Origin of the sequence: Natronospirillum operosum (genome assembly GCF_004768465.1) — a bacterium.
GTDB classification, from domain to species: domain Bacteria; phylum Pseudomonadota; class Gammaproteobacteria; order Pseudomonadales; family Natronospirillaceae; genus Natronospirillum; species Natronospirillum operosum.
This window is the reverse complement of sequence record NZ_SRMF01000002.1, coordinates 1-25,536: the sequence shown is the minus strand read 5'-3', so window position 1 is coordinate 25,536 and position 25,536 is coordinate 1. Positions and strand designations below refer to the sequence as shown.

Here is a 25,536-nt window from a genome sequence, read left to right as displayed (position 1 = left end):
ATTTGTACGCTATACGCAGGAGATATCGCCGTTACGATTGTCGACTGGATCATGCAGTGGCAGCCGGAGGCTGTGGCCGACTGGGCCTTCTGGCTGCTGGTGGTGTGCAGCTATTTCACTTCGGCGCTGACTGCGGCCCTGGGCATTGGCGGCGGCGTCACGCTGCTGGCCATCATGGCCAATCTGCTGCCGGCGCTGTCCGTGGTGCCGGTGCACACGGTGGTGCAGTTCGGTTCCAACTTCGGGCGCCTGCTCACCCTGCGCGGCTTTGCGGACTGGCGCATCCTGCTCTGGTTCAGCCTCGGCGGCGTGGTCGGAGCGCTGGCTGGTGGCCAGTTGGTGATCTCCGTACCAGCGGCCGTGATTCAGACCGCCATGGGGGTTTTTATCCTCTACTCGGCCTGGCTGCCGATTTTCAAGCTGTCATCCGGGCGCAGCTCCATGGCGCTGCTGGGCGGGGTCACCAGCTTTCTCGGCATGTTCATCAGCGGCACCGGGCCGTTCGTCTATGTGGTACTCAAGGACCTGTTCTCGGACCGGCGCGGCGTCATGGCCACCGTAGCCGCCATCAATGTGTCCCAGCAGGCGGTGCGCGCCATCATCTTCGCACTGCTGGGCTTTGCCTTCGCCCAGTGGTGGCTGCTGATTGCCCTGATGATCGCCACCGGCTTTCTCGGCACCCTCACCGGCAAGGTGTTTCTGGAACGCGTGCCGCTGCACATCGCCCAGCGCCTGCTCAAGCTGGTGCTCACCCTCCTGGCGCTGCGGCTGCTGTATGTGGGTATCAGTCAGTTCTTTTGAACTGTCCGGGTTGCTGCCACTCTGCTGTCAGGGTGCGACCGGAAGTTTAGCGACGGTTTTCGTGCACGCCCTCGGCCAGCCAAACCTTGATCAGGGACCGGTAGGCGTCTTCAGGACAATTAACAGAAATTTAGAGTTGTGGTATGATAATTAGCAAAAATACGTGCTAATTATGGACTAATCGTTATGCAGCTCCGCTCTCAAATCCCCTGGCACTATCCTCGTACTGCAGTTGCTCAGGGCCTTCTGGGTCCGTTTGCAAGCGGGCTGACACAGGTGCAGGCCCTGTTTGCTCCGCGTCGAATGGGCAAAACGGAACTGGTCCGACAGGATCTCACTCCACTTGCGGAAGAGGCTGGTTTCACCGTCGTCTATGTGTCGTTCTGGGATGCCGTCGATTCTCCCGGGGACTCCATCCTGCGCGCTATCGGTGCCACTGAACGACAGATGTCCAGCAGCCACAGTATCAGCGTTGCTGGCACCGGTGGCAGCCGCAATGTCAGTCATGAACGCGACACGGAAACGCACGCAGTTACGGTCAGTCAGGCACTGCGAGCCTATCTGGATCAGAAGAGCGACTCTCCAGTGTTGCTGTTGCTTGATGAAGTGCAGCACCTGGCTACGAGACCTGCGTTTGAACCCTATCTCTACATGTTGCGCACTGTCCTCGACGAGTATAAAGGGCGGGTATACGCCCTGTTCACCGGATCCAGTCGCGATCAGTTGCTGTCCCTGTTTCGCCGCCGCAACGCCCCGCTTTTCAGTGCGGCCAATACACTCACATTGCCCGACCTGGACTCGGAGTTCGTGCGTCACATGCTGGCTGTCTTCGAACAGTCCGGTTCGCCGGCGATCGACGAGGAAGATGCTATTGAGGTCTTCCATGGTTTGCGACGGGTCCCGGCCCACTTCCACAATTTGTTGCAGGCGATGAAGGCGGCAGGACGAAATGACATCAAGGTTGCGGCGCAAGAGTTCCTTCAGCAGATGGCGGACGAATCCGATGCTGCGTCTGTATATGACGGTCTCGCTCTGATCGAGCGAACCCTTCTCCTGCGCATTGCCCGGAATCGGTCGGCCGCACTCTATTCCGACAGCAACAAACAGCTTCTGGCAAAAGAACTGGGCCAGGAGCATGTGGCCGATTACCAGATCCAGCATGCATTGCGTCGCCTGCGCCGCGACGGTTTGGTGTCGAACATTGGCCACGGCCAGTACGTCATCGAAGATCCGGAAATGCACGACTGGCTGATCAACGAATTTGGCACCGTTGATGGGCGTCCTGAGTGAGAGGCAATGGTCATGTCCTTTGAGCTTTATTGGCACCGGGGGTTCGCTGATCTGGAACGGTCAGTCTCCTGGCCGAGTACGCCGAGGCAACCCGCCTGACGTCGTGATTCGGTAGCCGCTCGCCGGAAAACGCGGCAAATTGTTCAGCGGCACCTTATTTTGCCACAATGGATCTTCGCCTCGGAACTGGACAACCGCCCGGCCATGGCTACACCCAAGTCACTGCTGTTTCAGTTGCACCGGCACTGGGACCTGATCGAGCATCTGACGCGCCACTCGCGCACGCTGCCTTCCTTTGAAGAAGAGCAGGTGCTGGCGCTGATCGGTCGGTTTTCTCCCGATGCCGACGAGCAGGAGAAAGGCGCCCAGTTGCGCAGCCTGTGCAATGCGGATGTGCTGCAATGGCTGAGCCGCAGCAACAGTCTGCAGCTGAACCCGCTGGTGCTGGAGTTCGCCCGCGGCCTGACACGGGAGCATGAACTGGGCCTGTCGTCGGTGCTCAAGGCCCGGGTGGAGGCGATTCGCTCGGCCACCGAGTCATTGCAGCAGGGACTGGAGGCGCAGGACAATGACCGCCTGCGCCAGGCGGCCACCCAGTTGTCGGAACTGTTTCGCCAGATCAGCCAGCAACTGGATCAGGACCGGCATGCCATCATGGAACTGGCCGAGCAGGCCAAGGCGAAGGACGCCGCCATGCCGCTGGCCAAACGCTACCGTGCCGTGCTGGAAGCCTATGACCAGTATGTCGAACCCATGAACGAGATGATGGACAGTGGCCTGGGCGGCACCTTCTATCCGCATCTGGAAGCAGCAGAGCGGGCGCTGGACCAGGCCACGGAACAGCTCTCGGTACGCGGTGCGCTCTACAGCCATCGCCTGCAGTTGCGCCAGGTGGCCTATCAGGCCAAGGAGCTGCGCCGCATGGGGCGGCTGGTCGCCCAGCAGTGCGCGGAAACTCTGCTGCCGCTGCGTGAAGAGGCACGGCAGCACAATCAACTGACCACGGCGGTCAGCGCCCTGCTTGGACTGGTACGCAAACAGGGGCTGCGCCGCGCCCTGCGCAGTCCGGGCCTGGATTCCCGGCTGCCGCTCTGGCTCACCAGCCGCCAGCGTCGGGTCAGCGTCGGCGATGAGGTCAAAACCATCATGGCCGAAGCGCGGGATTTCGAACCGGTGCGTCATGACTTCCCGGAAGAAGCCAGCGCTGACCCGCTGCCGCTGACCGAGTGGGTGGACGAGCAGGCTCTGAAAAGAGCGCTGCGGGAGGCCCTGCCGGTCGACAACCTGCTGCACTGGCTGCAGCAGCGCTATCCGCAGCTCCCGGATGCCGTCACCCTGCGGCTCTATCATGATCTGGTGCGTGACGATCAATGGGCCGCCCTGCTGCAGGACGATGAAACACATACCCCGCTCAAGACCGTCCGTGTGCGCTATCATCCGCATCGTCTGCAACCGCTGGCCGAACAGGAAGGGTCGTCTGCACCATGAGTTCAGCACCGGTCAATCTCGACAAACTGCCGTCACTGGATGAGCTGTTTCGCTGGTTCAACAGCGGCAAGCATCTGAATCGACAGGCGGAACCGGCGCTCTGGGTCGAGCTGGACAACAATCTCGACGCCTACAAGGCCCTGTTCAGTGCCTTGGGGTACGAGCTCCGCCTCGATGAGCGCGGCTTCGCCTGGTTCCACACCGAAGAGGCCAGCAGCACCACCAGCAAGACCACCCGCCAGCTGGCGCTGCTGTTCATGATGATCTTCGATACCCAGGCCGATGCCGGCAAGGCATTGCTGCGCTTTGACGAATGGCGGCTCGACACGGCGTTTCTGCACCAGTTGATGGAACAGCATCAGAGTCTGCTGGAGGCCGAAAGCCTGGACCTGGAAGGCCTGAAAAGCCTGCTCGATGCGGCTGTCCGCTTCGGATTTGCGCAGTACGAGAGCGGCCACTGGCGGCTGCTGCCGGCCGTATGTCGGTACCTGGATCACTTCGAGGCGCTAGCCGACCATCACCAAGAACAGGCGCGCGCCGATACTCTGTATGACGAAGACACTGTCGACACAGACACTGTCGCCGAAACCAACAACGCGCAGGACGAGGACGAGACATGATGCAATTCGGCTTTCAGCGTCTGGTCCTGCTCGGCAGCGCCGGCTATCAGCGGGCGGAACTGCCGCTGGACGATTCGGTGTCCCTGATCGCACCCAACAATACCGGCAAGACCAGCCTGATCAATGCGCTGCAGTTTCTGCTGATCATCGACAAGCGGCGCATGGACTTTGGCGCCCATGAGTTCGACAAGACCCGTCGCTTCTACTTTCCGAACAACAGCGCCTATATTCTGCTGGAAGTGAGCCTGCCGCACAGCGGCACTGTGGTGCTGGGCTGCGTCGGCAAGGGCGTGGGGCACGACTACGAATACTTTGCCTATCAGGGCCCGCTGGTGGTGGAGGACTACCGCTTGAATGACGGCCGCCTGGTGGGCCAGCCGCAGTTGATCGAGCATCTGGCCTCCCGTGACCGGCTGGTGTATCGGTACAACCCGACCGAGTTCGCCGAGCTGGTCTATGGCGGCCGCCGCCAGCGGCCGCAGGGCGAGCCCGATTTCACCGTGTTCAAGCTGGAAAACCCGTCCGACGCACGGGCCTTCCGCCAGGTGCTGACGCGCACGCTGCGGCTCGACAAGCTCAACTCCCGGGATGTCAAAGCCTACCTGCTGCAGATCTTCAAGCGCGACCTGCCGGATGCCAACATCGACTTCAAGCAGGAGTGGGACAAGGCCTTTGCCGAGGTCAATGCCGACCGCGCCCAGTACGATGCGGCGAGAAGACAGCAAGGACGAATCTCGGAGCTGGAAGGCCTGTATGAACAGCGCCGCGAACTGCGCGGCAAGCTGCTGGACTGGCGGCCCCGCATCGATCATGGCCTGGCTGACTGGCAGGCCTATTATGAGCAGCAGAGCGGCGAGTTCGCCGAGCAGGAACAGCGACTGCGGGAACAGGAAAAGCAGCAGACCCGGCAGGATCGGGAACTGACCGAACAGCGTCTGCAGCACCGCCAGCGCCTGGGCGAGCTGCAGGCTCAGATTGACGAACAACAGCAACTGGCCGACCGGTTTGCGCTGGTGACCGAGCGCAGCACGCTGGAGCAGCAGGCGCAGGCGATCCAGCAGGCGCTGGAAGCGCAGATCACCCTGGTCAATCAGGCCAGCAGTCGGCCTGCCCAGTCGATTCGCAGTGAACTGCAGCGCAACCAGCAGGAACTGTCCGCCCTGCAGCAGACCCTGGCCAATCTGGATGACAACCTGTACCTGACGCTGGCCGGGCATCTGAGCGAGGCCGAACTGCAGCGGCTGAACCGGGTGCTCAGCCGGGGCGCCCTGACGCTGGGCAGCGATCAGTTTCAACTGGATCCACAGACCCTGAAGGCCACACTGGCCGACAGCAGCGATGAGCAACTGCACCTGGCCGGGCTGACCTTGAAGCTGGACGAACTGAGCGCCCAGCACCATCAACTGAGCCGCACCGAGCTGCAAGGCCAACTGGATGACCTGCGTCAGCGTCAGGAGGCGCTGGCGGAACAACTCGAGGCCGCCGAGGCGATGGATGCGGCAAGGGGCAAGAAACAGCAACTGGAAAAGGACCGGGCCGCCATCGAGGCGGATCTGGCGAGTTACGACCGGCTGGCCGAGCTGACCGCCGGGGCCGAACAGCGCGACGCCGAACATCGGAACCTGGGAGGGCGACTGGCCGAGATCGAAGCGCAACTGAGCGAGTCAGAAGCCCGCGCCGAGCAACTGCGGCAGGCGCTCTATGAAGTTCGGCAGCAACAGAACCAACTGGATGACAAGCACCGCCAGATTGCCCGTATTCGGGAACAGCGCGGTGATGATGGCGAACCCTTCACCTATCTGGCCGACCTGGATCATCAGCCCTGGCTCGGCGAGCCGGACTGGTCGCTGGAAGACCTGGCCGACAAGCTGGGTGAATACCAGCAGGGGTGTCGGCGCCTGCTCGATCTGGACCGACAGCTGCATACCGGGCTGGCGGAGCTGCATGCCGCCGGTCTGACCAAGTTCCAGTTCAGTGACGACCGCGACACCGAACTGCAACGTATCATCCGCTTCAGCCACCAGCTCGAACAGGAGTTCGAAGCGCTGGAGAAAAAGGCCCGCAGCGCCGTGGTCAATGTCACCGCCAGCCTGCGCGAACTGCGCGATGGCCTGCTTGCCTTCAAGGGCAAGATGCGCGAGTTCAACCGGCTGATCGGCCACCGCCAACTGTCGGACCTGAAAACCTTCAAGATCGAACCGGTGGACGAGCCGCAACTGGTCGAAGCCATCGAGACGCTGATCGACACAGCCTCGCGGGTCGACAGTGGCGACACCTTCGAGCTGTTCAACCACGGCAGCGTGCTGGACGACGTGGATCTGGACCGCGCTAAGCAGCGGCTGATCGATGAAGGCAATGCCCGCCAGGGCCTGCGCGTGGCTGACCTGTTCCGCCTGGTTTTTGTGGTGGGCAAGGTCGACCAGCCGGAAGAGGAATTCGATGACATCGACAGCGCCGCCTCCAACGGCACCGTGCTGATGGCCAAGCTGGTGACCGGCCTGGCCATGCTGTACCTGATGCAGGACAAGCGACACCCGGTGCGCACCCTGTGCTATCTGGACGAGGCTCTGGCGCTGGATGCGCACAACCAGCGCAGCCTGATCGACACCGCCAGCGAGTTCGGATTTGCGCTGATCTTTGCCTCGCCCGCACCGCTGACCACGGCCCGCTACTGCGTGCCCATCCAGCACCGAGACGGCAGGAACCACATCAGTCGGCAGAGCTGGCAGATTCTGGAATCGCTCGAGACCGAGGTATGACAGAGGTATGAAAGTCACATGAGCAAGGCCCTGGCCGCCGCACTGGCCAAGCTGAGCCGGGCAGACAACGGCGTACTGGCCGGTTCCAGCCTGACCGCGGCCCAGCGTCGGGCCGCCGACGACTTTGCCCGCCGTACCGGCGCCGTGGCACTGCAGCGCTCGGGGCGGGGCACTGTGTATCGAGTGCTGCAACCGGCGGTGGTCGAGCAGCACTGGCGGCATCTGTCACCGGATGGCCTGGTGTCCGACGGCCAGTCGGCCCCCGAAGACCAGCCGGCGAGGGCCGGGCATATCGGCCAGTTCCGCGACAGCAAGGGAGGCCAGCACGGCCATGACCATCACTATGTACTGCTGAAAGCGACCCTTCCGGATCTGAGCTGGCAGAACGAGCAGGGTGGGCAACTGGCGCTGGGCGAGCAGACCCGGCTGCAGGGCGCTGCCGCCCTGGATGTCAGCTTCGAAACTGGCTGGCAGTGTCCCGGGGCGCTCTGGCTGGTCGAGAACCAGGCCCTGTTTGACCGAACGGACTGGCTGCCGGATGACTCCGCCAGCCTGATCTATTACCGGGGCCAGCTTTCCCGCGCACTGCTGGCCTGGCTGCAGCGGTTGCAGGTGGGCGGTGCGCTGGTGTTCTTCGCCGATTATGACGGCGTCGGCCTGAGCAACTACTGTCGGCTGCACGAAGCCCTAAACCCGCCGCCGCAGTTCTGGTTGATGCCGCAGTGGGCCGAGAAACTGCAGCGCTACGGCCAGCCCCAGCTCTGGAAAACCCAGTTGGATACCTGGCTGGCTGCCGAAGAGTATCTGTGGGCGCATTGCTCGGATGCGGAACTCATGGAACTGCTGGTGCAGATGCGAGCACAAGGCCTGGCATTGGAGCAGGAGGCGGTGTGGTTATAGGCCTTAACGCGAATGGGGTGGGCTGAGCTAATGGGGCAGAGGTTCGAGTGAAGATTTGAGTGGCAGAAACAATCGGCGATCTTGTGATTCCAGAGGCACAAAACCAAACTGTTCGTAGAAGCGCTGGGCATTCTGATCAATGGCATCGACAACCATTGCATAGATGGCGATGTCATCGCTGACTGCCAACGTTCTCTTGAGCGCATCAACCAGCAACATCCGGCCTACTCCCTGGCCCTGGGCGGTCTGGCTAACCGCCAGCCGACCGAGCAATGCTGCTGGTATCGGGTGGCGGGGCAGTTTGCGTGCGACCTCTGCCGGTAACAGACTGAGTTCGATAGAGAGCGACGATAGCGTGTAATAGCCCAGTATAGAAGCAGGGTGTTCTGTTTCAGTGGCCACAAACACCTTGCTGACGCGCCGCCTTATATCCTGTTTGGCCTGCTTCTGAATGTACCGGTTCAAAGCATCATTGCCACAATTAAAAGCCGGCCGGTCGTGCTCACTATTCAGTGGCTGGATGACAAGGTTCGGCCGGGAGGTCATCTGCTGGTTACACGCTGATCATGCTCTTCGAAGGCGTCCAGTAGCTTTTTATTCAGTTGCACTGGCTTTGACAGGGCCTCCAGAAAGGCCTCTGAGTCCTTCGCATTCAGGCGCATTGCTTCATGTTCATGCACTGTTTTTTCGGCGTTCGCCATGGCGCTGGTCAGAATATAACTGCTCACCGTCTTGCCTTCAAAACTGGCGGCACGTTCCAGCAGAGCCTTGGCTTCCGGTTTGAGGCGCAGGTTGATGCGTTCCTGTTTGATATCTTTGATCGCAGTCATGGTCAGTATCTTCCGAAAGGGTGAATGCTTAAAGTTAAATGTACGTCAAAATGGTGCCTTTGTAAAACTTATAAGTCCTGGAAAAACTTCGGGGCAGTCACGCCTCTATTGACAGCCATCCGGTGTGAGTTAGCATGGAGCTTCATCGTTCAGGTGCCCCAATGCCGTTCCGGCAGAGGGGATAATCGGGAAGTATGGTGCGGCCGCATGCCTACAGCATCGGCCCATTCCATCGCTGCCCCCGCATCGGTAATGGACAGTTACTGATCGTCTGCACAGGCCACTGGCTTTTTGAGCTGGGAAGGCGCAGAAGATCGAGTCCGAGCCCGAAGACCGGCCTGAACACGCAATGTCTCTGACAGGGTACGGTGGGTGCCCGGAGGATAAAAATCGTGTTCTACCCCTGTGGTCCTGCCCGTTCGAGGCAGGTCGGTTCGGCGTACCCGGCAGACAATCCGGGTGATCGTACTTCTGCGCCCTTGTTTCAAGCCATACCCCAGTCCGCTTCTGCTGTGCAAAGGCCGCCTTCCGGTTGGCAGGCATTGAGAGAGATATTGTTATGTTATAACATACCAATTTATATAATATCTCAACCCAGAGCCTGCGGAGGCACCCCCTGATGACACAGAGCACAGCCACAGACGCCAACGCAGGCGCGGGCGCCAAACCGGACTTTGTGCTCTTTGTCGTCTCCAGCTACTCCGTCAGTCGCCGCCGCATCGAACAGTTGCGCGCCACCGTGTGTGACCACGCTGGTACAGAGGCTGATCTGATCCGGCTGGATACCAACGGCCCGGATCTGCTGACCGCACTGGATGACAGGGTGGCTCAGGGTTACCGCGCCATCCGTGTGCAGCCGCTTGGCCTGCCGTTGTCGGACAGCCTGCTCAACTGGCTGCCCGGCGTGCTGGCACACTGGCGCGAGTCACGCTCAGCCAGCGTGCAGATCCTGCTGGGCTCTGATCAGGCCGCACAGCAGGCCGGCTGGGGCGAGTTTCTGGGTGCCATGCTGGACGAGCCCGCCACCCCCATCGAAGAAGACACAGAACCCTCACTGGGCAAACCCGGCTGGACCAATGTGCCGGACTTCCGCTACCACCTGCTGGTCTGTACCGGCCCGCGCTGCCAGATCCACGGCAGCAACCCGCTGCTGCAGCAACTGCAGGCCAACTGCCGTAGCCAGGGCGTGTACAAGGACTGCCTGATCACCCGTGCCGGCTGCATGTTCCCCTGCAACCAGGGCCCGCTGGTGGCCGTGTATCCGCAGGGAGGCTGGTATCGGCTGGCCGACACCCAGGCTGTGGAAGACTTTGTGCGCGAAGTGCTGGTAGCGGGCGAAGAGTGCACCCGTCTGCGCGTCCATCAAACCGAAACACCAACACCGAATTCCAAACCAGATTACAGGGAGAGCACCATTGAAAGCATCGACATCAACTGAACTGACCGCGGTACAGACACCAAACAACAGCCACCCGGCCACCATGGGCCGTCTGCGCTCGGGGCTCTTCGGCCTGGTCGGCGCCCTGGGGCTGATTGCTGGCCAGGCCTTTGCGGAGCAGACGGAGTATCCGCTGACCATCGAGAACAACGGCGTCACACTGCAGTTTGACGGGCCGCCGGAACGGGCCATCAGCCTCAACGGCCACACCACCGAACTGATGCTGTCCCTGGGCCTGGCCGACCGCATGGTGGGTACCGCCTACCTGAACCACCCGCTGCTCGAGCATTTGGAAGACGACTACGCGGACATTCCCCAGCTCTCCGGTGGCACCAGCTACCCGTCGCTGGAAGTTGTGCTGGGTACCGATGCCGATTTCACCTACGGCCGCGACAGCGCCTACCGGGATACCGCAGTGGCGACCCCGGAAAGATTGCTGGAGATGGGCATCAACGCCTATGCCGTGGAAGGCACCCTGGTGACCAACGCCACCATGGACCATGTGTATCAGGACATCCGCAACCTCGGGCGCATTTTTGATATTCAGCCGCGCGCCGAAGCGCTGATCGACGAGATAGAGACAGAGATCGCCGCCGTGCAGGACGCCGTGGCCGATGTGGACAACACGGTCAGGGTTTTTGTCTATGACATGGGCGAGAGCACGGCCTATACCACAGGCCGCGCGCTGCAGACGCATCTGATCGAACTGGCCGGCGGTTACAATGTGTTCGGTGACCTGGAAGAAACCTGGCAGATGGTCAACTGGGAAGAGGTGGTGGACCGCAACCCGGACGTGATCGTCATCAACGACTATGGCCAGACCAGTGCCGAAAGCAAGATCCGCTTCCTGCTGGAAAACCCGGCGCTGTCCGACGTTGCGGCGATAAAGAACGAGCACTTTGTTGTGTTGCCGCTGCCGGCCGCCTTTGAAGGGGTGCGCAACCCGAGCGCCGTGCGCACCCTGGCGGAAGGGTTCTACCCCGAGGCATTTTGAATGGAGCGCACAGCAGCACCTTCATCCTCATCAACTGCTGCAGCGGCAGGGGCCATCGCTTCGGTGACCGGCTCCCTGCCGGTGCTGATCCCCATTCTGGTGGCCGGGCTGTTCCTGACCCTGACTCTGGCCGTGACCATAGGGCCGGTGGATCTGGACATGCGAACGGTCTGGTCCATCGTGGCGGCAAAAACCTTCGGCTTCACCGGTGAGTGGACCCAGTCGCAGGAAAACATAGTCTGGATGCTCCGGCTGCCCAGAGTTCTGCTGGCGGCCGTTGTCGGCGCCGGGCTGGCGGTAGTCGGGGTGGCCATGCAGGCCGTGGTGCGCAACCCGCTGGCGGACCCGTACATCCTCGGTGTGTCTTCCGGCGCCTCGGTAGGCGCGGTCGCCGTGCTCGGGCTCGGCTGGCTGGCCGGCATGGGCGCTTTCGCCGTCTCGGCAGGTGCCTTTGCCGGGGCCCTGGCGGCCTTTGCCGTGGTGTTTCTGGTGGCCAGTGCGGGCGGTGCCTTGTCGCCCCTGCGGCTGATCCTCGCCGGCATGGCCGTGTCCTATACCTTTTCCGGGCTGACCAGCCTGATTGTGATGACCTCCGACAACCGCGAGCTGGCACGCGCGGCCATGGAATGGCTGCTGGGCAGTTTCGGCGGTGCGCGCTGGTCCAACCTGGGCCTGCCCGCGCTGGTGCTGCTGGTCGGCACCGGCTATCTGGCGCTCAATGCCCGCCGGCTCAATGCGTTGCTGGTGGGTGACGAGACCGCCGCCACTCTGGGGGTAGACGTCACCAAGCTGCGGCGGACCCTGTTCATAGTGCTGTCGCTGCTGACCGGCGTCATGGTGGCCGTCAGCGGCGCCATCGGCTTTGTCGGCCTGGTCATTCCGCATATCGTGCGCATGGTCGTCGGCTCCGACCATAGACGGGTGGTGCCGGTGTCCATTCTGACCGGCGCCATCTTCCTGGTCTGGGTGGATGTGGGGGCACGGATGATCTTTGCGCCGGTCGAGCTGCCGGTGGGTGTCATCACCGCACTGCTGGGCGGGCCCTTCTTCCTGTGGATGCTGGCCACCCAGCGCTGGAAACTGAAGGGGGCAAAATGAGCCATATTCAGGTTGACGGCCTCTCGGCCGAAATTGACGGCACCCCCATTCTGGACGGTATCGACTTCAATATTCCGCGCGGGCAGTTCGTGGGGCTGGTGGGCCCGAACGGCAGCGGCAAGTCCACGCTGCTGCGGGCCATCTACCGCGTGTTCAAGCCCTGGGCTGGGCGGGTGGTGATTGACGACGAGGATGTCTGGCGCCTCGCGGCGAAAGAGGCCGCACTCAAGACCGCCGTGGTCGCGCAGGAACGCATGGGCGAGTTCGACTTCTCCGTGGCTGAACTGGTGCTGATGGGCCGCACCCCGCACAAGGGGCTGTTCGACAGCGACAATGCCGAAGACCACGCCATTGTCGACCGCTGCCTGGAGCGCGTGCACATGACAGAAATGCGCGAGCGCAGCTTTCTCAGCCTCTCTGGCGGTGAAAAGCAGCGCGTGCTGCTGGCACGGGCCCTGGCCCAGCAGGCCCGGTTCCTGGTGCTGGACGAACCCACCAACCACCTGGACATCCGCCACCAACTGGACCTGCTGCGTCAGGTGCGCGGGCTCGGCGTGACCGCACTGGCCGCCCTGCACGACCTGAACCTGGCCGCCCGCTACTGCGACCGCATCGTCATGATCAGCCAGGGCAGCATAGTGGCCGACGGCACCCCCGACGAAGTGCTCACCAATGAGCGCATTGCCAGAGTCTACGGCGTTGGCGCCAGAAGAATCCCCGACCCGGATGGCGTACCGCAGATTGCCTTCTACCCGCTGGATGAGGCGCTCACATCGGAAGTTGTGGCATGACCCCCAAACGGAAGACCAAGTGAGAAGACTATGAGCTGTCCGGACAAGCCACCCGCCAGTCTCAGGCTGCAGGGCGTCAGTTGGGGGCCGTCGCGCAGTGGTAATGTGCTGCACGATATCTCACTCGATCTGAGTCCGGGGCGCATACTGGTCGTGGTCGGACCCAACGGCGCGGGCAAGTCGACGCTGCTGCGTCTGATTTATCGTTTCCTCAAACCGACCACCGGCCGAGTGCTGCTGGACGACGAGGACATTCATGCCTGCTCGGCGCGCCATGTGGCCAGGCAGGTGGCGGCCGTGCTGCAGGAACAGCCCACGGACTTTGCACTGACCGTGCGCGAAATCGTGGCTCTGGGTCGTGCACCTCACCGCAACCTGCTGGCCTCCGACTCCCGTCGCGATGCCCATATGGTGGACCATGCCCTGGGCCGACTGGCGCTGCGCCCGCTGGCCAATCGGTTGTTCGGTACCCTGTCGGGTGGTGAGCGCCAGCGTGTCATGGTGGCCCGGGCGCTGGCCCAGGAACCGCGCCTGATCGTGCTGGATGAACCCACCAACCATCTGGATATTCGCTATCAGTTGGAACTGCTGCAGTTGATTCGTGAGCTGCGCATTACTGTTGTCTGTTCACTGCATGACCTCAACCTGGCTGCGATGACCGCAGACGACCTGCTGATCCTGCGTGACGGCCATCCGCTGGCCTTCGGCGCCGCCGAGCAGGTGCTGACCCCGGAGTTGATTGCGCAGGCTTTTGATGTGCGCGCCAGGCCCATTCAGGGCAGCACCCAGTTCGATTTTTCACTCAATGATCTGTCTATGGAGAGCTATTCATGAAAGGGTATTTTTCTGCCGCGTCGGCGGCACTGTCTGTTGGCGTCGGGCTGCTGGCGTCCGGTTTGAGCGCCGAACCGGTGACCGTCCAGAGCTGCGACCGCACCCTTACCTTCGATGAGGTACCGCAGCGGGCGGTGTCGCATGATGTGAACCTGACCGAGATGATGCTGGCCCTGGAACTGACCGATCACATGGTCGGCTACACCGGCATTTCCGGCTGGAAAACCCTGAGCGAGTACCTGCGAGAGGGCCTTGGCGAGCTGCCGGAGCTGGCGCCCCGGTACCCCAGCCGGGAAGTGCTGCTGGACGCCGATGTCGATTTCCTGTTTGCCGGCTGGAACTATGGCATGCGGGTCGGGGGTGAAGTCACCCCGGAGACGCTGGAGCGGTTCGGCATTCAGGTCTATGAGCTGACAGAAAGCTGCATCCATATCATGGACCGTGACCCGGTCACCATGGATGACATGTACAACGACCTGCGCAATCTGGCGCGCATCTTCCGTGTCGACGAGCGTGCTGAAACCCTGATTGCCGATTACGAGCAACAGCTTGCCGACATCACGGCCCGCGTTGACATGGAGGAACCGGTGCGTGTCTTTGTCTATGACAGCGGTGAAGACAGCCCGTTTACCACCGGTCGGTACGCCATGGGCCACGCCATGATTGAAGCGGCCGGCGGCCACAACATCATGTTTGATGTGGAGAGCTCCTGGACACAGGTGGCCTGGGAACCGGTAGTCGAGCGCGACCCGGAACTGATTGTCATCGTGAACTATGGTGAAGTGACGGCAGAACAGAAGAAGAACTTCATGCGCCGCAATTCGGCCTTCGAGGATATCGATGCGGTGCGCAATGACCGCTTTCTGGTGCTCGAATACGATGAGATCACACCCGGCCCGCGCAATATAGAGGCCATCCGGCAACTGGCGGATGCGGTAGTGGACGTCCGGCAATGACCGTAAGCGCTGAGACCGCAGCTCGGGTGCAACTGGCCCGGCCGGTTCGGGTCAGCCTGTGGGTGATCGGGTTGGCCGTGCTGGTCCTGTCCGTCTCGGCCGCAGTAGCGCTGGGCACAGTCAGCATACCGCTGCGCATGGTTTGGGGCATCATCGTGCATCAGGTCGCGCCGGACTGGGTAGTGCCAGACTGGAGCACTGGTCGTGCGGCCATTGTCTGGGATATTCGCCTGCCCAGAGCGCTGCTCGCTGTTCTGGTGGGCGCCGGCCTGGCCATGGTCGGTGCCGTACTGCAATCGGTCACGCGCAACCCGCTGGCAGACCCCCACCTGCTGGGTATTTCCTCCGGCAGCGCCTGCGGGGCTGTGCTCGCCCTGCTGCACACCGGGCTGTTTCTGGGCCTGGCGACCGTGCCTCTGATGGCCTTTTTTGGCGCCCTGGTGGCCACGGGACTGGTACTGAGTGTGGTGCGCTTCACCAATGCCTCCGGTGCCGACCGACTGGTGCTCACCGGGGTAGCGGTGTCCTTTATCGTGATGGCGCTGGCCAATGTGCTGATCTTCCTGGGTGATCCGAGAGCGTCCCATACAGCCGTGTTCTGGATGCTGGGCGGCCTGGGCCTGGCCCAGTGGAACCATCTGATTTATCCGCTGGTGGTTCTGGTGCTGGCCGGAGGCTGGTTCGTGCTGATGGCCGAGCGGCTCAACGCCATGACCATTGGCGATGAAACCGCCGCCACGCTCGGCGTGCCGGTGGGCCGCTTTCGGCTGGAAGTGTTCGTGATGGCCGCCCTGGTAACCGGCGTGATGGTGGCCTTCTCCGGCATCATCGGCTTTGTGGGCCTGATGATCCCGCACATCGTGCGGCTGTTCGTCGGCGGCGACAATGCCAGAGTCATCCCCATGAGTGCGCTGTTCGGCGCCATCTTCCTGGTCTGGGCCGATATCGTAGCGCGCGTCATCGTGCGCCCCGAAGACATGCCGATAGGCATCGTCACCGGCCTGATCGGCGGCGTGTTCTTTATCTGGCTGCTGCGCAGAAAGCGAGCCTGAACAGATGCATCGAGACCCAAGTACAAAACCATTGTAACGTGCTCACTTTGACACGGGGCCACGGAGATGACGATGCCGACAAACAGCCTATGGATAGCCGTCACCAAAAGCAGGCCCTTGCCCGCAGCGAATAGAATCAGGAGGTCTATGACTTTCAAGCCGTATCACTATGACCATGTCAATGATCTTCTCCGTTATTACGCATCGTCAATGGCACGACCAGATATTATCGCAATACTGGACAACGGGATCTCATCGGAACGGGATGCACAGGTATTTTGTGAGTTTATCCCTTTGCTACTGGATCAGCGCCTGGTTGATGAAGAGTCGGGTAATGATGTGCCAGTCGAAAATGGCAGTGCAACAATAGCCGACTTGCATCATGAAGCGGGTTCCTTTGTTTGTGATGCGGGGTTCGAACCTGTCTGGGATGCAATGCTGAGCAAGCTTTGAGTGTCACTCTCAAAATTGAGCCATTGAAAGTGGAATTTCTGCTGGCAGATCTGGACGAAAGCTATACGTGCGTCTAGTCTGTGTATAGTGAACGCTGTACGGAGAGAACCAAAACAACAAGCAGGGACTGACGCACCCACCCGCAGCTTCACGCTCTTTACCCCCAGCAGTCAGCCCCACCCTTGGCAGCCAATTCACCCGGCCGGGCGGTAGCGTGTCTATTGTAGGCTGCGGCCCTTGGCCGCGCATGGTGAGGCAGCGTTGCGCAAATCGATGTCCTGAACCCGAAGGCGAGTTGCTTCCATTACTCGGAGGCCTGACCCATAGAGCAGACTGGCGACCAGTCTGTTCTCTCCTTCTAGGCAATTGATCACAGCCATCGCTTCATCGTGGGTGAATACCGTTGGCAATGTGCGAGCCTTGGTCGTTCTGTCAAAATTGAGCGGAGGCAACTCCCGACCCAGAAACTGTTTGTACAGAAAAACAATGGCATTGAGCGCTGACTTTTGCGTGTTGATGGCAATCTTGCGATTGTTGGCCAAATGGCTCAGCCAGGCATCAATCTCTGCAGCGCCCATTTGTTCGGGGTGTTTCCGGCCGTTGAAACGGATGAAATCCCGAACCCAGCCGCAGTAGGCTTTCTCAGTGCGATAGGCCAAATGCCTGGCACGCATAAAAGCACGCAGTCGATCCATGAAGCGGGTGGGCTGCTGAGGCAGTGGTGGCGGTACGTCATACATGAAGAGTTCTCCAGAATGCTGTTTGTAATTACAGTACTCTGCTGTGACAATGGCTCAACTGTCCTCAGGTGTAGAAATGATCATTCTGATCGTCATTTGGGTGGTCGGTGCGGAAAATCAAAATAACCTTCAGAAATCAGCAGGTTACGCGGTGAGCGTGAAACAGAGATAGTCATCAAAGTGATTATATTTCCAGGGTTGTCGAGGAACAGGCGCTCCAAGGAGAGTTGATGAGATGAGGCTCTCAGCTCATTATGGAGATAAACTCAACAGTGAATATTAATCAATGAAATATAATCACTTTGACGACTATATTAATGTTATAGGGCTGCAAGTACCGGCATAGTGTCGAGATTTTCATGAGTTCATTAATTCACGTTTTCGAAAAGCCCTACGAACATGAGGGAGTTTTCATAGACAGTCATTTTCAAGCGGCCGCCCACATAGTGTGTGCCGTACAAGACAATCATTTAGGGTCGTTTGTCGAGCAATATTTGAGTTGCTCCTCAAGTTTTAAGGAACTTCGGCGCTGTATGCCAACGAGGACTCCAGAGGTGTTGTCTGGCTACCAAAAGAATCCGAGAAAATCTGATTTAGGAAGAGTTTCTTCGGAAATTGGAAACGTTGGGGTTGCGTTGCCAATAGGTACTTACCTATTTCATGGAGGGTTTTGGCCGAAAGGTTGGGAGAGTATAAAAAGAACGACGGCGCCATTCTCAACTTCATTCTGCCCACAGGTGGCACTCAGAAATGCAGAACATCGAGGTAAGGCTTACGATTCAGGCGAAGTACACATTTTTGTCTGTAGAGTAGTAAACCCTGCTACAAAGGCATTTGTCTTCCGGCATAAAGGCACAAGAATGGGGCACGAAAAGGAGGTTCTCTTCAAAAGCGGTGTCGAGCTTGTGCTACGCAACAAAGTACTGATCTGCAGTGATTATAGGGTCTCAAAAGTTGTCAGTGGTACAAGTCAATCAGAAAAAACCGTTCCAGCGTACGTGCTTGAGATTGATATTTCGTAGCCCGCCCAATAACAATCGGCTGCACAGCGACCGATTTTCCGCCGCTTCGCGGCCCCAAACCGGCGCGTGAGCCGGGCGTTATACGGGCAATCATGTGCGCCTTCGACTAAGATCGGATTTAACTAGGTAAACTGTCTCTAGTATTCATGAGAGTGGCGGAAGAGGTAGCTTTTCAAAGATCATGAATTGATTTGTCAGGATCATGGGCGATAAAAAGTTCTGTATCCGCTATCATTGACACCGCTGCGAGAAGTAAGGCTGAAGGGCAAAACGGATCAAATAATGACCAAGAAGCAGGAATACATAACAACTATCATCACTCTGCTTACGCGCATTCCACCGTTGGTTGAAGCAAGTAACAAGTTGAACCTAACAGATGTGAATAATTTTTCGGAAGACTTCTACGAACAATTATTGAATCTTGTTTATGGCTACAGCTTAAAGAATGCAAACCAGTTTGACCCAAATGCCGCAGCCATAGACCTTAGAGACTTAAACAACAAAATTTCTGTTCAGGTAACGTCAACTTCGTCGTTAAAGAAAACAACAACGACCGTGGATAAATTTATTGAACATAAGCTTTTCGAAAAGTACGACCGCTTGATTATTTTAAACATTGCCAAAAAGAGCAAACACAAAGACAAGAGTATAGGCAATGATCAGTTTTCAATCGATACCGAAAATGATATTTGGGATGTAAACGACGTCTTAAAGGACATTAAGTACCTCACTGACATTGAAAAAATCAAAGCTATCCGTGACTTTTTGATAAAGGAATTGCAGGATCAGTCTGACTCAACCTTGCCAAACGAAGTCAATACTATTTTGGCAATGATTGAAATGCTAAGTAATGAAAAACACCCAGAAGCAGGAAACGGCTTTATCGAAGATCCCGATCCTGACAACAAGATACATAAACGCTTCGCTGATCACGCTACATATTTAACCAACCGATACTACGATCTATATATTGAGTATGGACAGGTGCTTGGCGCCATAAATGAAGAAAGTGACATAGGATCACAGGCACTACGACGTGCGGGAACATATTTAAAAGGTTATAGCGATGACATTTTAACCAAGTGTGATGGTGACCCTAAAGCTGCCTTAAATGAGTTAGTGGAATCGTTCAAAAATCACCTATCAAATCTTGGATTCTCATTTGATGCATGTGCAGCTGAATTCTACATTGTGGACCAACTTATAAAATGCAACGTCTTTCCTAACAGGAAGGTGAGCAATGGCTAACTTAGTTTCAAAAAATGAAAATTTAGAAAAGTCGGCTCCTGTCATTGGCGCAGAAATTTTAAAACTGATTAATGCGTCTGAAAGTCGAATGATCAGCATTTTTGATGCTGCACGATCTCTAAGGAAAAGCAACAAAATTGGAGCCAAAAGTCTTTATTACGGAATATTATTTCTGTATACGCTGGACATTATTGAATTCGATGAACCGTATATAATTTCAAATGCTGAAGATTAAAAGACTATACAGCGAACCAAGCCTTTTTGAACCCATTGATTTTTTCAATGGGTTCAATCTTATACTTGGCGAAACAACTGACGATTCCGTTAAAACTAACGGAGTTGGAAAGTCTCTGTGTATTGAATTTATCAACTATGCACTTCTTAAAGATCACGGTAAAAGCCGGGTATCGAAGATACCAAAAAATGATTTACCTGAAGGATTCGAGATTTGCTTAGACTTCGAGGTTGACGATAAGAAAATCACTATTCGCAGGAATGTATTCAAAGAAGACTTTCCGCAACTTTATGTCAACGGTAAGCTCAAGCCAGTAGCAAATAAAAGCCAGGTTTTGGAGTATTTGACATCTTTAACTTTCGGATCAATTAGTACAAATGAATCGCCATCATTTCGATCTATCCTTGGACCGCTAATTAGAGATGAAAAATCAGAATTCAAATCTATCATCAAGTGTTTTGATACAGACAAACGCATACCGCCAGATTATGAGCCGCACCTTTACTTACTGGGAATTAATCCAGCTCCCTATAATCAAGCAAATCATCTAAGCAGAGATTTAGAAAAGATAAGAGCAGCCAAATCCAAAGTAAAGGAAAGCGTTGAGGCATTAACTGGCAAGAATATTTCAGAGGCAAAAGCAGACCTAAATGATCTAAAAAATCAAGCCGAAAAGACTCAGAAGGATATTGATAGACTTGAGAATATAGAAGGCTACGACATAGTAAAATCTGAAATTATCGCCCTTGAAGATGAAATTGAAGATAAACGTGCGCGTCAAGAAGTTTTGAAATCTGAAATCTCAAAAATACAGCTATTCAAAGGCGATAACTACATAGATGAAAATGAAGTCGCGGATCTATATAACCAATTTAAGGATGGACTAGGCGATCTGATTAAAAAGGAGTTGTCAGAAGTTAGCGCATTCAAAAAGAAAATTGACGATTTCCAACGCTCACTTATAAATGAAAGAAAAGAAAACGTCACCAAAGAAATCGGCGCACTAGATGAAGAATTGAAGACACTAGATAATCGCTACAAAGAAAAAGTGTCACTATTAGACCAAGAAGGGCTTCTAAAAAGCCTAAAGAAAACAATCGCTATACACCAAAGAAAAATGGAAGATTATTCTTCCTTAAACTCTTTCCTTGAAGCATTCAGCAATCACGAACAGGAAAGAAAAGACAAAGATATTGAGAGAAAAAACCAAATTCACCTACTTGACACATATGTTATTGAAGCTAAAGATTCAGTGGAATCTATAGAGTCTTTAATTTTAGAAATGCATGAATATGTCTATGGCAATCAACAATGCTCATTTGATGTAGAGGTCAAAGATAATAAAGAGATCGTAAAATTTGACTTGAGAATTTATGATGATGGAAGTCACAGTATCGATAGAGAAAAGGTGTTTTTTTATGACTATGCACTTTTGACATCACCGAGCACTGAAGGCCGACATCCCGGTCTACTAATTCATGACAACATATTCGAAGTTGATCGAGACACTCTCATAAAGAATCTTGATTACATCAGCTCTACATTAGGAAGTCTAGCCAATAAGCAATATATATTAACCTTGAACAAGGACATGTTGTCGCCGGAGGATTTGCTAACATTGAAGCTTAATATGAGCAATCACGTTCGCGCAACTTTCACAAAGAACAAGAGATTCCTAAATATTCATTATCAAGAATCATTATGACTTTTTTGGGAATTCTGGAGCTGGTCACGTATAACAAGCGCAAGCAGCCGGAAAAATTACTCGCTGCGCTCCCAATTTTCCGCTGTTGCGAGCGTTAAGGCAATCTGAGCATGCATCCTGTTTTTAAGGAATACATTGATTCTCTAGAGCCATCATTCCAAGGGCTTTTGAGTATGAATCCGGTTACCGTTGCAACACTACCGTGTGAAATCCCTGAGTCAGGTGTTTATCTTTTCTCAGAGAACAGCGTCAATTTATACGTGGGCAGAACAGACTCGATGAGGCGGAGGTTGCAGTATCACTGTCGCCCAAGCTCAGGACATAACTCAGCAACGTTTGCGTTCAGGCTTGCGCGCGAAGTCACTGGTATGACGCAAGCAACGTATGTTGCCGAGGGTTCACGTGCCAGCCTAGAAAGGCATCCTACGTTTGGGCCTGAGTTCATAGAGCAGAAGCAGAGAGTTAGAGCAATGCAGGTGCGCTACGTTGCCGAACCAGATCCGATGCGCCAGGCACTTCTGGAAATGTATGCATCAGTTAGCTTGGAGACGCCACATAATGACTTTGATAATCACTGAGGGCCTTAACAATGCCAAGCACGCGACAAGCGCGTGTTGGCGGCGTTATGCATAAATAATTCTTAGAGCGCTTTATGAACGATATGACACTCACGAACGTATTAATGGTTGCTGCGGTCGTAATTGCGCCAATCCTCGCAGTGCAGGTGCAAAAGTGGCTTGAGGTATTCAGGGAACAACGTGGGCGAAAAATTTGGATCTTCAAGACGCTGATGGCGACACGAGCCGCAAATCTCTCATCGGATCATGTTCGAGCGCTGAATATGATTGACCTTGAGTTCAGGGGAAAAAAATATAAGTCAGTCGCCGATTCCTGGAAGGCTTATTTGGATCATTTGGCCAGCTTTCCCAAAGAAAATGAAAACCTGCAAGTTCAGTGGCAAGAACGAATGACGGATAGACTAGCTAATTTGCTAATGGAAATGGGTAAAAGCCTCGGCTATGAGTTCGATGAGGTCCATGTGAAAAAAGGTGTTTATGCTCCAGAGGCGCATGGACGCTTGGAAGACGAGAATGCTCTCGTGCGACGTGGTCTGATAAAAGTATTGTACGGAGATTCAGCGCTGAAGATGAATGTTGAAAGCTTTCCAGTTTCAGAGGAGGAAGTGAAAGAGCAGGAGGAAATAAGGAAATCACTCATTGGGGTCTTACAAGGGTCTCAGCCTCTTCATGTAAAATCATCAGAGGGTGATGATGGCGGGGAGCGCGAAAATGCATAACCAAGCAATCAAATTCGCTCCCTTCGGTCGCCGGACGCTCGTTCCTCGCGCCGTTTATTGCGGGCGTTGGGCGTCCAAGAAGGAAACAGTTATGTTAACCACAATCGTTACAGCCGCAATTACCGCCGTTGTCACTGGTCTTGTGACGTTCGCTATTCAGGAAAGAAGGCTCAAAACCGAACTTCGGACGGAATTCATGGCAGAGGTGGCGGCTAAGTCATTGCTCGAGAATGAACAGTGGCAGAAGCGGAGTTTTGGAGAAATTAAGAAACGATTGGGCGGCTTCGATGATAACGAGCTTCGAAAGATTCTGGTTCGAGCTGGTGCCGTGCGCTTTAAAGGAAAGGAAGAAAATGAATTATGGGGGCTTATTTCCCGCAACAAGGGTGCCTTGTGAGCGCCCAACAAGGCGCTCCAGTCGACGCTGAAACCGCTGCGCGGTTCCAGCGCGCCTGAGCTTGGTCGTTAAGCAATAGAAAGGATTTTCGACATGGCTGGACGATTTGATCCTTCAAGTATTATACAAAACTTACAAGGTTTCTCGGGAACGGGCTCGAACAATGAGCTACCATCATTACCTGCTCGCGATAACCGAACCAGAGCGGAGGTACGAGAAGATTTCGATAAAGAGTTAGAAGAACTTGACTTCGCGGCCTTGGAAGAACTGAAAGAGAAAGCCCTTGATGCTACGGAACCAGAGGGGTTCTTTGAGCTAAAAGACGACCTTGAGAACTCGTTGGTTAAGTTTCTTCGGTTTTACAGAGCGTTCGAGGGCTTGAACTCCGAAGAATCGCGAAAAGTGGCGCTCAAAGAACAGGAGTTAAAGCTGGAGGCTAGGCACGATTGGGCAAGCAAATTCAGGTTGTTCTTTTTCAGAATTCTGGCGTCGGCTTTGCTGGTGTTTACGCTCTTCGGAATTGGCTATATTGAGTACCAGTATGATTGGGCAAGATTGCCAATGACGAAGTATTTTTCACCCACAGTAACGCAGCCATGAATGCTTAACAATCGCAGGCACAGCGACGGCTTCTTCATTCCGGCTGCGCCTTCATTACGAATCCGCGCGTGCTGCGGGCGTTATTGGGCTCTGCTTTGCAGCTTCGTTGGCTTTGCAGGCCCATCAAAATTAAGTGTTCTTGGCTGGCAATCCAACATTACAGTTATTAGTTAAATTCAATAGCAGCAGCTCCGTCCCCGGTGCTTCTGTTAAAGCATAATAGAAACCGGCCACTTAATCGCCACTGGTTTGGTGTGCCACTAAGAAAGCACATACGCCATGGCAACTCCGGCATTTTTGCCCTTGCACGTTTCCGGTTTTTTCACTGAACCGTGCGGTAGCGTGTCCGGTGCATCACCCAATAACCATGTGCACGGCGTTAGGCAGAGGAGAGGAAATGTCCTACGAGCCTCCAATGAAAAGAAATCCCCGAGAGCTCACGGTGGATCAGCATTTCCATACAGCCCATGCCATCTCTAAATTTTACGATCATGATGGCAAAGTCGAAGTGAGGATGGTTAGAACGGGGGAGGTCGTAAAGAGGCACAAGAGGGCAAAAATATTCTGCACAAAGCGCACTTGGGATCAGCGTGCTGAAACTGGGTACATGCTCTCAATAGAAACAGCCTTTCATGATGAAACCGACAATATAAAAGGATTCTCCGAGAGAAATCACGATGCCCTTTCTCGATACCATCTTCTCTGGCGATTGCGTCACCATTTTCACCAGTCCAACTGCCAAGATTTGGTTTTGAAGGGTGTGACGGGTTCAGGCTTGACGAAAGCTCAGGAGGAGATTGTTGAGAGTAAAGGTGGTGCATTCTTCAGAGATGAAGGTGTCGTAGCATCCCGTTTAGCAAGTGGCTTGGAGATACAGATTTCCCTTGATCGTTATTGGCACAACTACGAAGGTATTAAGTGGGGTCTTATACAGGCTGAAGAAGGTGAGTTCGTCGTGGCGGATGCGTATCACCAGCTCCCATTTATGCCAGTTTCCCCGAATACTGCGTTCTTGGCAGGTGCTGAAGATCGTACGGTGGACAGGGAGACGGTCTGTAGTTTGAATAGTAGATCCATCGCGGCTTCGCATGAATATTACTTTGCTAGGGAGCTTGCAGCGTGCCCTGTTGCCTAACCAGGCCAGGCACAGCGACGTCTGCTACATTGCGGCTTCGCCTCCATTCCGTAGCCGCGCGTGCTGGCTAGCGTTATAAGCAAAGGAGAGGTCGTGCTATCACAAGTGTTTAATGAGGCTTTGAAAGCTTTTCTACAGGCGGAAGCACAAAACATTATAAGTGGTGTGAGCGAGCGTAATCTGTGCGCTAGATTGGCGATGCCATTGCAGATGATGGCGAGCGATAATGGTTATGCTGGGTACTACGCAGACCCAGAATATAACCGAAAGCAAAATGGCAAGGTTAAAACCATCCTTGATGATGATATGCAGGTGGTGAATATAACATGTGATCTGATCTTGCATAGTCGTGGTGAGATTATGGAAAAGGATAACCTTATTGCCATCGAAATGAAAAAATCTGAGCGCCCAGAAGAAGAGAAAATAAGCGACAGAGCCAGATTGAGAACTTTAACAAAATCCAGCTTTGATGGTGTTTGGTCCTACGATGGAAAAACACATCCAGAGCATGTGTGCGGGTATGAGCTTGGTTACTTTGTAGAGCTTGACCGTGAAAATAAATCTTATGTAGTTCAAATGTTCCAAGCAGGAGAGCTTATTAATGAGTATGGCGGAAAATTCGGCTTATAACAAAGCAGAGCACGCGACAAGCGCGTGTCCGCTGCGTTATAAGTACAAGGTGGTATCTTTTGAGTTCTGAAAATATTAAGAGATTATTTAGTTACCGATCGATTGATGATGAAGGATACGAGCTTCAAAATATCGATAACGACGTGGTCGGCCCTGAACAATAGAGAAGCCCGCATGAATGCTGCGTTTCCAGCTGTTTTTCGGTAAAATGGCTACAACGTTT

The 25,536-nt window shown here is 55.4% G+C and carries 27 protein-coding genes and 1 riboswitch; of the genes, 24 read left to right on the top strand and 3 right to left on the bottom strand.

The window, feature by feature from the left end:
- The first annotated feature begins 51 nt into the window (after nucleotides 1-51).
- From E4656_RS06585 to E4656_RS06560, 6 genes are all read left to right on the top strand, one after another.
- Nucleotides 52-801, top strand: a complete 750-nt coding sequence (locus E4656_RS06585; RefSeq protein WP_135482367.1) for a sulfite exporter TauE/SafE family protein — start codon at nucleotides 52-54, stop codon at nucleotides 799-801.
- Nucleotides 802-987: 186 nt separating this feature from the next.
- Nucleotides 988-2,091: an ATP-binding protein gene (locus E4656_RS06580; RefSeq protein ID WP_135482365.1), complete on the top strand. Its 1,104-nt coding sequence runs from the start codon at nucleotides 988-990 to the stop codon at nucleotides 2,089-2,091.
- Between the two features lie 159 nt (nucleotides 2,092-2,250).
- Nucleotides 2,251-3,579, top strand: coding sequence for a hypothetical protein (locus E4656_RS06575; RefSeq protein ID WP_240753915.1), 1,329 nt, complete (start codon nucleotides 2,251-2,253; stop codon nucleotides 3,577-3,579).
- On the top strand, nucleotides 3,576-4,199 hold the full coding sequence (locus E4656_RS06570; protein WP_135482363.1) for a condensin complex protein MksE: 624 nt from the start codon (nucleotides 3,576-3,578) through the stop codon (nucleotides 4,197-4,199). Before E4656_RS06575 ends, E4656_RS06570 begins: the two co-directional genes overlap by 4 nt.
- A complete protein-coding gene (locus E4656_RS06565) occupies nucleotides 4,196-6,958 on the top strand; it encodes a hypothetical protein (protein WP_205849133.1) in 2,763 nt (920 codons plus the stop codon). Before E4656_RS06570 ends, E4656_RS06565 begins: the two co-directional genes overlap by 4 nt.
- 18 nt (nucleotides 6,959-6,976) lie before the next feature.
- Nucleotides 6,977-7,858, top strand: coding sequence for a DUF7281 domain-containing protein (locus tag E4656_RS06560; protein ID WP_135482361.1), 882 nt, complete (start codon nucleotides 6,977-6,979; stop codon nucleotides 7,856-7,858).
- A 27-nt stretch (nucleotides 7,859-7,885) separates the two neighbouring features.
- On the opposite strand, the gene E4656_RS06555 is transcribed toward E4656_RS06560, so the two are convergent.
- Both E4656_RS06555 and E4656_RS06550 read right to left on the bottom strand, forming a co-directional pair.
- On the bottom strand, nucleotides 7,886-8,404 hold the full coding sequence (locus E4656_RS06555) for a GNAT family N-acetyltransferase (protein ID WP_135482359.1): 519 nt from the start codon (nucleotides 8,402-8,404) through the stop codon (nucleotides 7,886-7,888).
- The gene (locus E4656_RS06550; RefSeq protein WP_135482357.1) at nucleotides 8,401-8,688 is read right to left on the bottom strand and encodes a type II toxin-antitoxin system TacA family antitoxin; all 288 of its coding nucleotides are present in this window, start codon (nucleotides 8,686-8,688) and stop codon (nucleotides 8,401-8,403) included. The genes E4656_RS06555 and E4656_RS06550 overlap by 4 nt, the downstream gene beginning before the upstream one ends.
- Nucleotides 8,689-8,822: 134 nt before the next feature.
- Nucleotides 8,823-9,044, top strand: a riboswitch (cobalamin riboswitch).
- A gap of 263 nt (nucleotides 9,045-9,307) precedes the next feature.
- Between E4656_RS06550 and E4656_RS06545 the strand changes: the two genes are divergently transcribed.
- The 8 genes from E4656_RS06545 (at nucleotide 9,308) to E4656_RS06510 (ending at nucleotide 16,304) form a co-directional block, all read left to right on the top strand.
- Complete coding sequence (locus E4656_RS06545) at nucleotides 9,308-10,126, top strand: (2Fe-2S) ferredoxin domain-containing protein (RefSeq protein WP_135482356.1); 819 nt, start codon at nucleotides 9,308-9,310, stop codon at nucleotides 10,124-10,126.
- Nucleotides 10,104-11,120: an ABC transporter substrate-binding protein gene (locus E4656_RS06540; protein WP_135482354.1), complete on the top strand. Its 1,017-nt coding sequence runs from the start codon at nucleotides 10,104-10,106 to the stop codon at nucleotides 11,118-11,120. The genes E4656_RS06545 and E4656_RS06540 overlap by 23 nt, the downstream gene beginning before the upstream one ends.
- Nucleotides 11,121-12,218: a FecCD family ABC transporter permease gene (locus tag E4656_RS06535; protein ID WP_135482352.1), complete on the top strand. Its 1,098-nt coding sequence runs from the start codon at nucleotides 11,121-11,123 to the stop codon at nucleotides 12,216-12,218.
- Complete coding sequence (locus tag E4656_RS06530; protein ID WP_135482350.1) at nucleotides 12,215-13,009, top strand: ABC transporter ATP-binding protein; 795 nt, start codon at nucleotides 12,215-12,217, stop codon at nucleotides 13,007-13,009. The genes E4656_RS06535 and E4656_RS06530 overlap by 4 nt, the downstream gene beginning before the upstream one ends.
- A gap of 30 nt (nucleotides 13,010-13,039) precedes the next feature.
- Nucleotides 13,040-13,843 (top strand): ABC transporter ATP-binding protein, encoded by an 804-nt coding sequence (locus E4656_RS06525; RefSeq protein WP_135482348.1) that lies wholly within the window; start codon nucleotides 13,040-13,042, stop codon nucleotides 13,841-13,843.
- On the top strand, nucleotides 13,840-14,799 hold the full coding sequence (locus E4656_RS06520) for an ABC transporter substrate-binding protein (RefSeq protein WP_135482347.1): 960 nt from the start codon (nucleotides 13,840-13,842) through the stop codon (nucleotides 14,797-14,799). Before E4656_RS06525 ends, E4656_RS06520 begins: the two co-directional genes overlap by 4 nt.
- On the top strand, nucleotides 14,796-15,851 hold the full coding sequence (locus E4656_RS06515; protein ID WP_135482345.1) for a FecCD family ABC transporter permease: 1,056 nt from the start codon (nucleotides 14,796-14,798) through the stop codon (nucleotides 15,849-15,851). Before E4656_RS06520 ends, E4656_RS06515 begins: the two co-directional genes overlap by 4 nt.
- Nucleotides 15,852-15,998: 147 nt before the next feature.
- Nucleotides 15,999-16,304 (top strand): hypothetical protein, encoded by a 306-nt coding sequence (locus E4656_RS06510; protein WP_135482343.1) that lies wholly within the window; start codon nucleotides 15,999-16,001, stop codon nucleotides 16,302-16,304.
- Nucleotides 16,305-16,522: 218 nt separating this feature from the next.
- On the opposite strand, the gene E4656_RS06505 is transcribed toward E4656_RS06510, so the two are convergent.
- Nucleotides 16,523-17,044 carry a phage integrase N-terminal SAM-like domain-containing protein gene (locus E4656_RS06505; RefSeq protein ID WP_135482342.1) on the bottom strand — a complete coding sequence of 174 codons (522 nt, stop codon included), beginning with the start codon at nucleotides 17,042-17,044 and terminating at the stop codon, nucleotides 16,523-16,525.
- Nucleotides 17,045-17,403: 359 nt separating this feature from the next.
- Here E4656_RS06505 and E4656_RS06500 point away from each other — a divergent pair, with 359 nt between their 5' ends.
- The 10 genes from E4656_RS06500 to E4656_RS06455 all read left to right on the top strand — a co-directional run bounded on the left by E4656_RS06500 (nucleotide 17,404) and on the right by E4656_RS06455 (nucleotide 25,313).
- On the top strand, nucleotides 17,404-18,066 hold the full coding sequence (locus tag E4656_RS06500; protein WP_135482340.1) for a hypothetical protein: 663 nt from the start codon (nucleotides 17,404-17,406) through the stop codon (nucleotides 18,064-18,066).
- Nucleotides 18,067-18,348: 282 nt separating this feature from the next.
- Nucleotides 18,349-19,314, top strand: coding sequence for an SMEK domain-containing protein (locus E4656_RS06495; RefSeq protein ID WP_135482338.1), 966 nt, complete (start codon nucleotides 18,349-18,351; stop codon nucleotides 19,312-19,314).
- Nucleotides 19,307-19,549, top strand: coding sequence for a hypothetical protein (locus E4656_RS06490; protein ID WP_135482336.1), 243 nt, complete (start codon nucleotides 19,307-19,309; stop codon nucleotides 19,547-19,549). Before E4656_RS06495 ends, E4656_RS06490 begins: the two co-directional genes overlap by 8 nt.
- Nucleotides 19,536-21,254 carry a DUF2326 domain-containing protein gene (locus E4656_RS06485; protein WP_135482334.1) on the top strand — a complete coding sequence of 573 codons (1,719 nt, stop codon included), beginning with the start codon at nucleotides 19,536-19,538 and terminating at the stop codon, nucleotides 21,252-21,254. The genes E4656_RS06490 and E4656_RS06485 overlap by 14 nt, the downstream gene beginning before the upstream one ends.
- 110 nt (nucleotides 21,255-21,364) lie before the next feature.
- Nucleotides 21,365-21,832: a GIY-YIG nuclease family protein gene (locus E4656_RS20730; protein WP_135482333.1), complete on the top strand. Its 468-nt coding sequence runs from the start codon at nucleotides 21,365-21,367 to the stop codon at nucleotides 21,830-21,832.
- A gap of 74 nt (nucleotides 21,833-21,906) precedes the next feature.
- Complete coding sequence (locus tag E4656_RS06475) at nucleotides 21,907-22,551, top strand: DUF6680 family protein (protein ID WP_135482331.1); 645 nt, start codon at nucleotides 21,907-21,909, stop codon at nucleotides 22,549-22,551.
- A 91-nt stretch (nucleotides 22,552-22,642) separates the two neighbouring features.
- A complete protein-coding gene (locus tag E4656_RS06470; RefSeq protein WP_135482330.1) occupies nucleotides 22,643-22,948 on the top strand; it encodes a hypothetical protein in 306 nt (101 codons plus the stop codon).
- Nucleotides 22,949-23,041: 93 nt separating this feature from the next.
- Nucleotides 23,042-23,548 carry a hypothetical protein gene (locus E4656_RS06465; protein ID WP_135482328.1) on the top strand — a complete coding sequence of 169 codons (507 nt, stop codon included), beginning with the start codon at nucleotides 23,042-23,044 and terminating at the stop codon, nucleotides 23,546-23,548.
- Nucleotides 23,549-23,945: 397 nt separating this feature from the next.
- On the top strand, nucleotides 23,946-24,683 hold the full coding sequence (locus tag E4656_RS06460; protein WP_135482326.1) for a hypothetical protein: 738 nt from the start codon (nucleotides 23,946-23,948) through the stop codon (nucleotides 24,681-24,683).
- A gap of 93 nt (nucleotides 24,684-24,776) precedes the next feature.
- A complete protein-coding gene (locus E4656_RS06455) occupies nucleotides 24,777-25,313 on the top strand; it encodes a hypothetical protein (protein WP_135482324.1) in 537 nt (178 codons plus the stop codon).
- Nucleotides 25,314-25,536: the final 223 nt, after the last annotated feature.

Bases quoted from the DNA above. Each gene is read 5' to 3' on its own strand.
- E4656_RS06585 (WP_135482367.1), top strand. From the start codon at position 52: ATGCAGTGGCAGCCGGAGGCTGTGGCCGACTGGGCCTTCTGGCTGCTG.
- E4656_RS06580 (WP_135482365.1), top strand. From the start codon at position 988: ATGCAGCTCCGCTCTCAAATCCCCTGGCACTATCCTCGTACTGCAGTT.
- E4656_RS06570 (WP_135482363.1), top strand. From the start codon at position 3,576: ATGAGTTCAGCACCGGTCAATCTCGACAAACTGCCGTCACTGGATGAG.
- E4656_RS06565 (WP_205849133.1), top strand. From the start codon at position 4,196: ATGATGCAATTCGGCTTTCAGCGTCTGGTCCTGCTCGGCAGCGCCGGC.
- E4656_RS06560 (WP_135482361.1), top strand. From the start codon at position 6,977: ATGAGCAAGGCCCTGGCCGCCGCACTGGCCAAGCTGAGCCGGGCAGAC.
- E4656_RS06555 (WP_135482359.1), bottom strand. From the start codon at position 8,404: ATGACCTCCCGGCCGAACCTTGTCATCCAGCCACTGAATAGTGAGCAC.
- E4656_RS06550 (WP_135482357.1), bottom strand. From the start codon at position 8,688: ATGACTGCGATCAAAGATATCAAACAGGAACGCATCAACCTGCGCCTC.
- E4656_RS06545 (WP_135482356.1), top strand. From the start codon at position 9,308: ATGACACAGAGCACAGCCACAGACGCCAACGCAGGCGCGGGCGCCAAA.
- E4656_RS06535 (WP_135482352.1), top strand. From the start codon at position 11,121: ATGGAGCGCACAGCAGCACCTTCATCCTCATCAACTGCTGCAGCGGCA.
- E4656_RS06530 (WP_135482350.1), top strand. From the start codon at position 12,215: ATGAGCCATATTCAGGTTGACGGCCTCTCGGCCGAAATTGACGGCACC.
- E4656_RS06525 (WP_135482348.1), top strand. From the start codon at position 13,040: ATGAGCTGTCCGGACAAGCCACCCGCCAGTCTCAGGCTGCAGGGCGTC.
- E4656_RS06520 (WP_135482347.1), top strand. From the start codon at position 13,840: ATGAAAGGGTATTTTTCTGCCGCGTCGGCGGCACTGTCTGTTGGCGTC.
- E4656_RS06515 (WP_135482345.1), top strand. From the start codon at position 14,796: ATGACCGTAAGCGCTGAGACCGCAGCTCGGGTGCAACTGGCCCGGCCG.
- E4656_RS06510 (WP_135482343.1), top strand. From the start codon at position 15,999: ATGACTTTCAAGCCGTATCACTATGACCATGTCAATGATCTTCTCCGT.
- E4656_RS06505 (WP_135482342.1), bottom strand. From the start codon at position 17,044: ATGTATGACGTACCGCCACCACTGCCTCAGCAGCCCACCCGCTTCATG.
- E4656_RS06500 (WP_135482340.1), top strand. From the start codon at position 17,404: ATGAGTTCATTAATTCACGTTTTCGAAAAGCCCTACGAACATGAGGGA.
- E4656_RS06495 (WP_135482338.1), top strand. From the start codon at position 18,349: ATGACCAAGAAGCAGGAATACATAACAACTATCATCACTCTGCTTACG.
- E4656_RS06490 (WP_135482336.1), top strand. From the start codon at position 19,307: ATGGCTAACTTAGTTTCAAAAAATGAAAATTTAGAAAAGTCGGCTCCT.
- E4656_RS06485 (WP_135482334.1), top strand. From the start codon at position 19,536: ATGCTGAAGATTAAAAGACTATACAGCGAACCAAGCCTTTTTGAACCC.
- E4656_RS20730 (WP_135482333.1), top strand. From the start codon at position 21,365: ATGCATCCTGTTTTTAAGGAATACATTGATTCTCTAGAGCCATCATTC.
- E4656_RS06475 (WP_135482331.1), top strand. From the start codon at position 21,907: ATGAACGATATGACACTCACGAACGTATTAATGGTTGCTGCGGTCGTA.
- E4656_RS06470 (WP_135482330.1), top strand. From the start codon at position 22,643: ATGTTAACCACAATCGTTACAGCCGCAATTACCGCCGTTGTCACTGGT.
- E4656_RS06465 (WP_135482328.1), top strand. From the start codon at position 23,042: ATGGCTGGACGATTTGATCCTTCAAGTATTATACAAAACTTACAAGGT.
- E4656_RS06460 (WP_135482326.1), top strand. From the start codon at position 23,946: ATGTCCTACGAGCCTCCAATGAAAAGAAATCCCCGAGAGCTCACGGTG.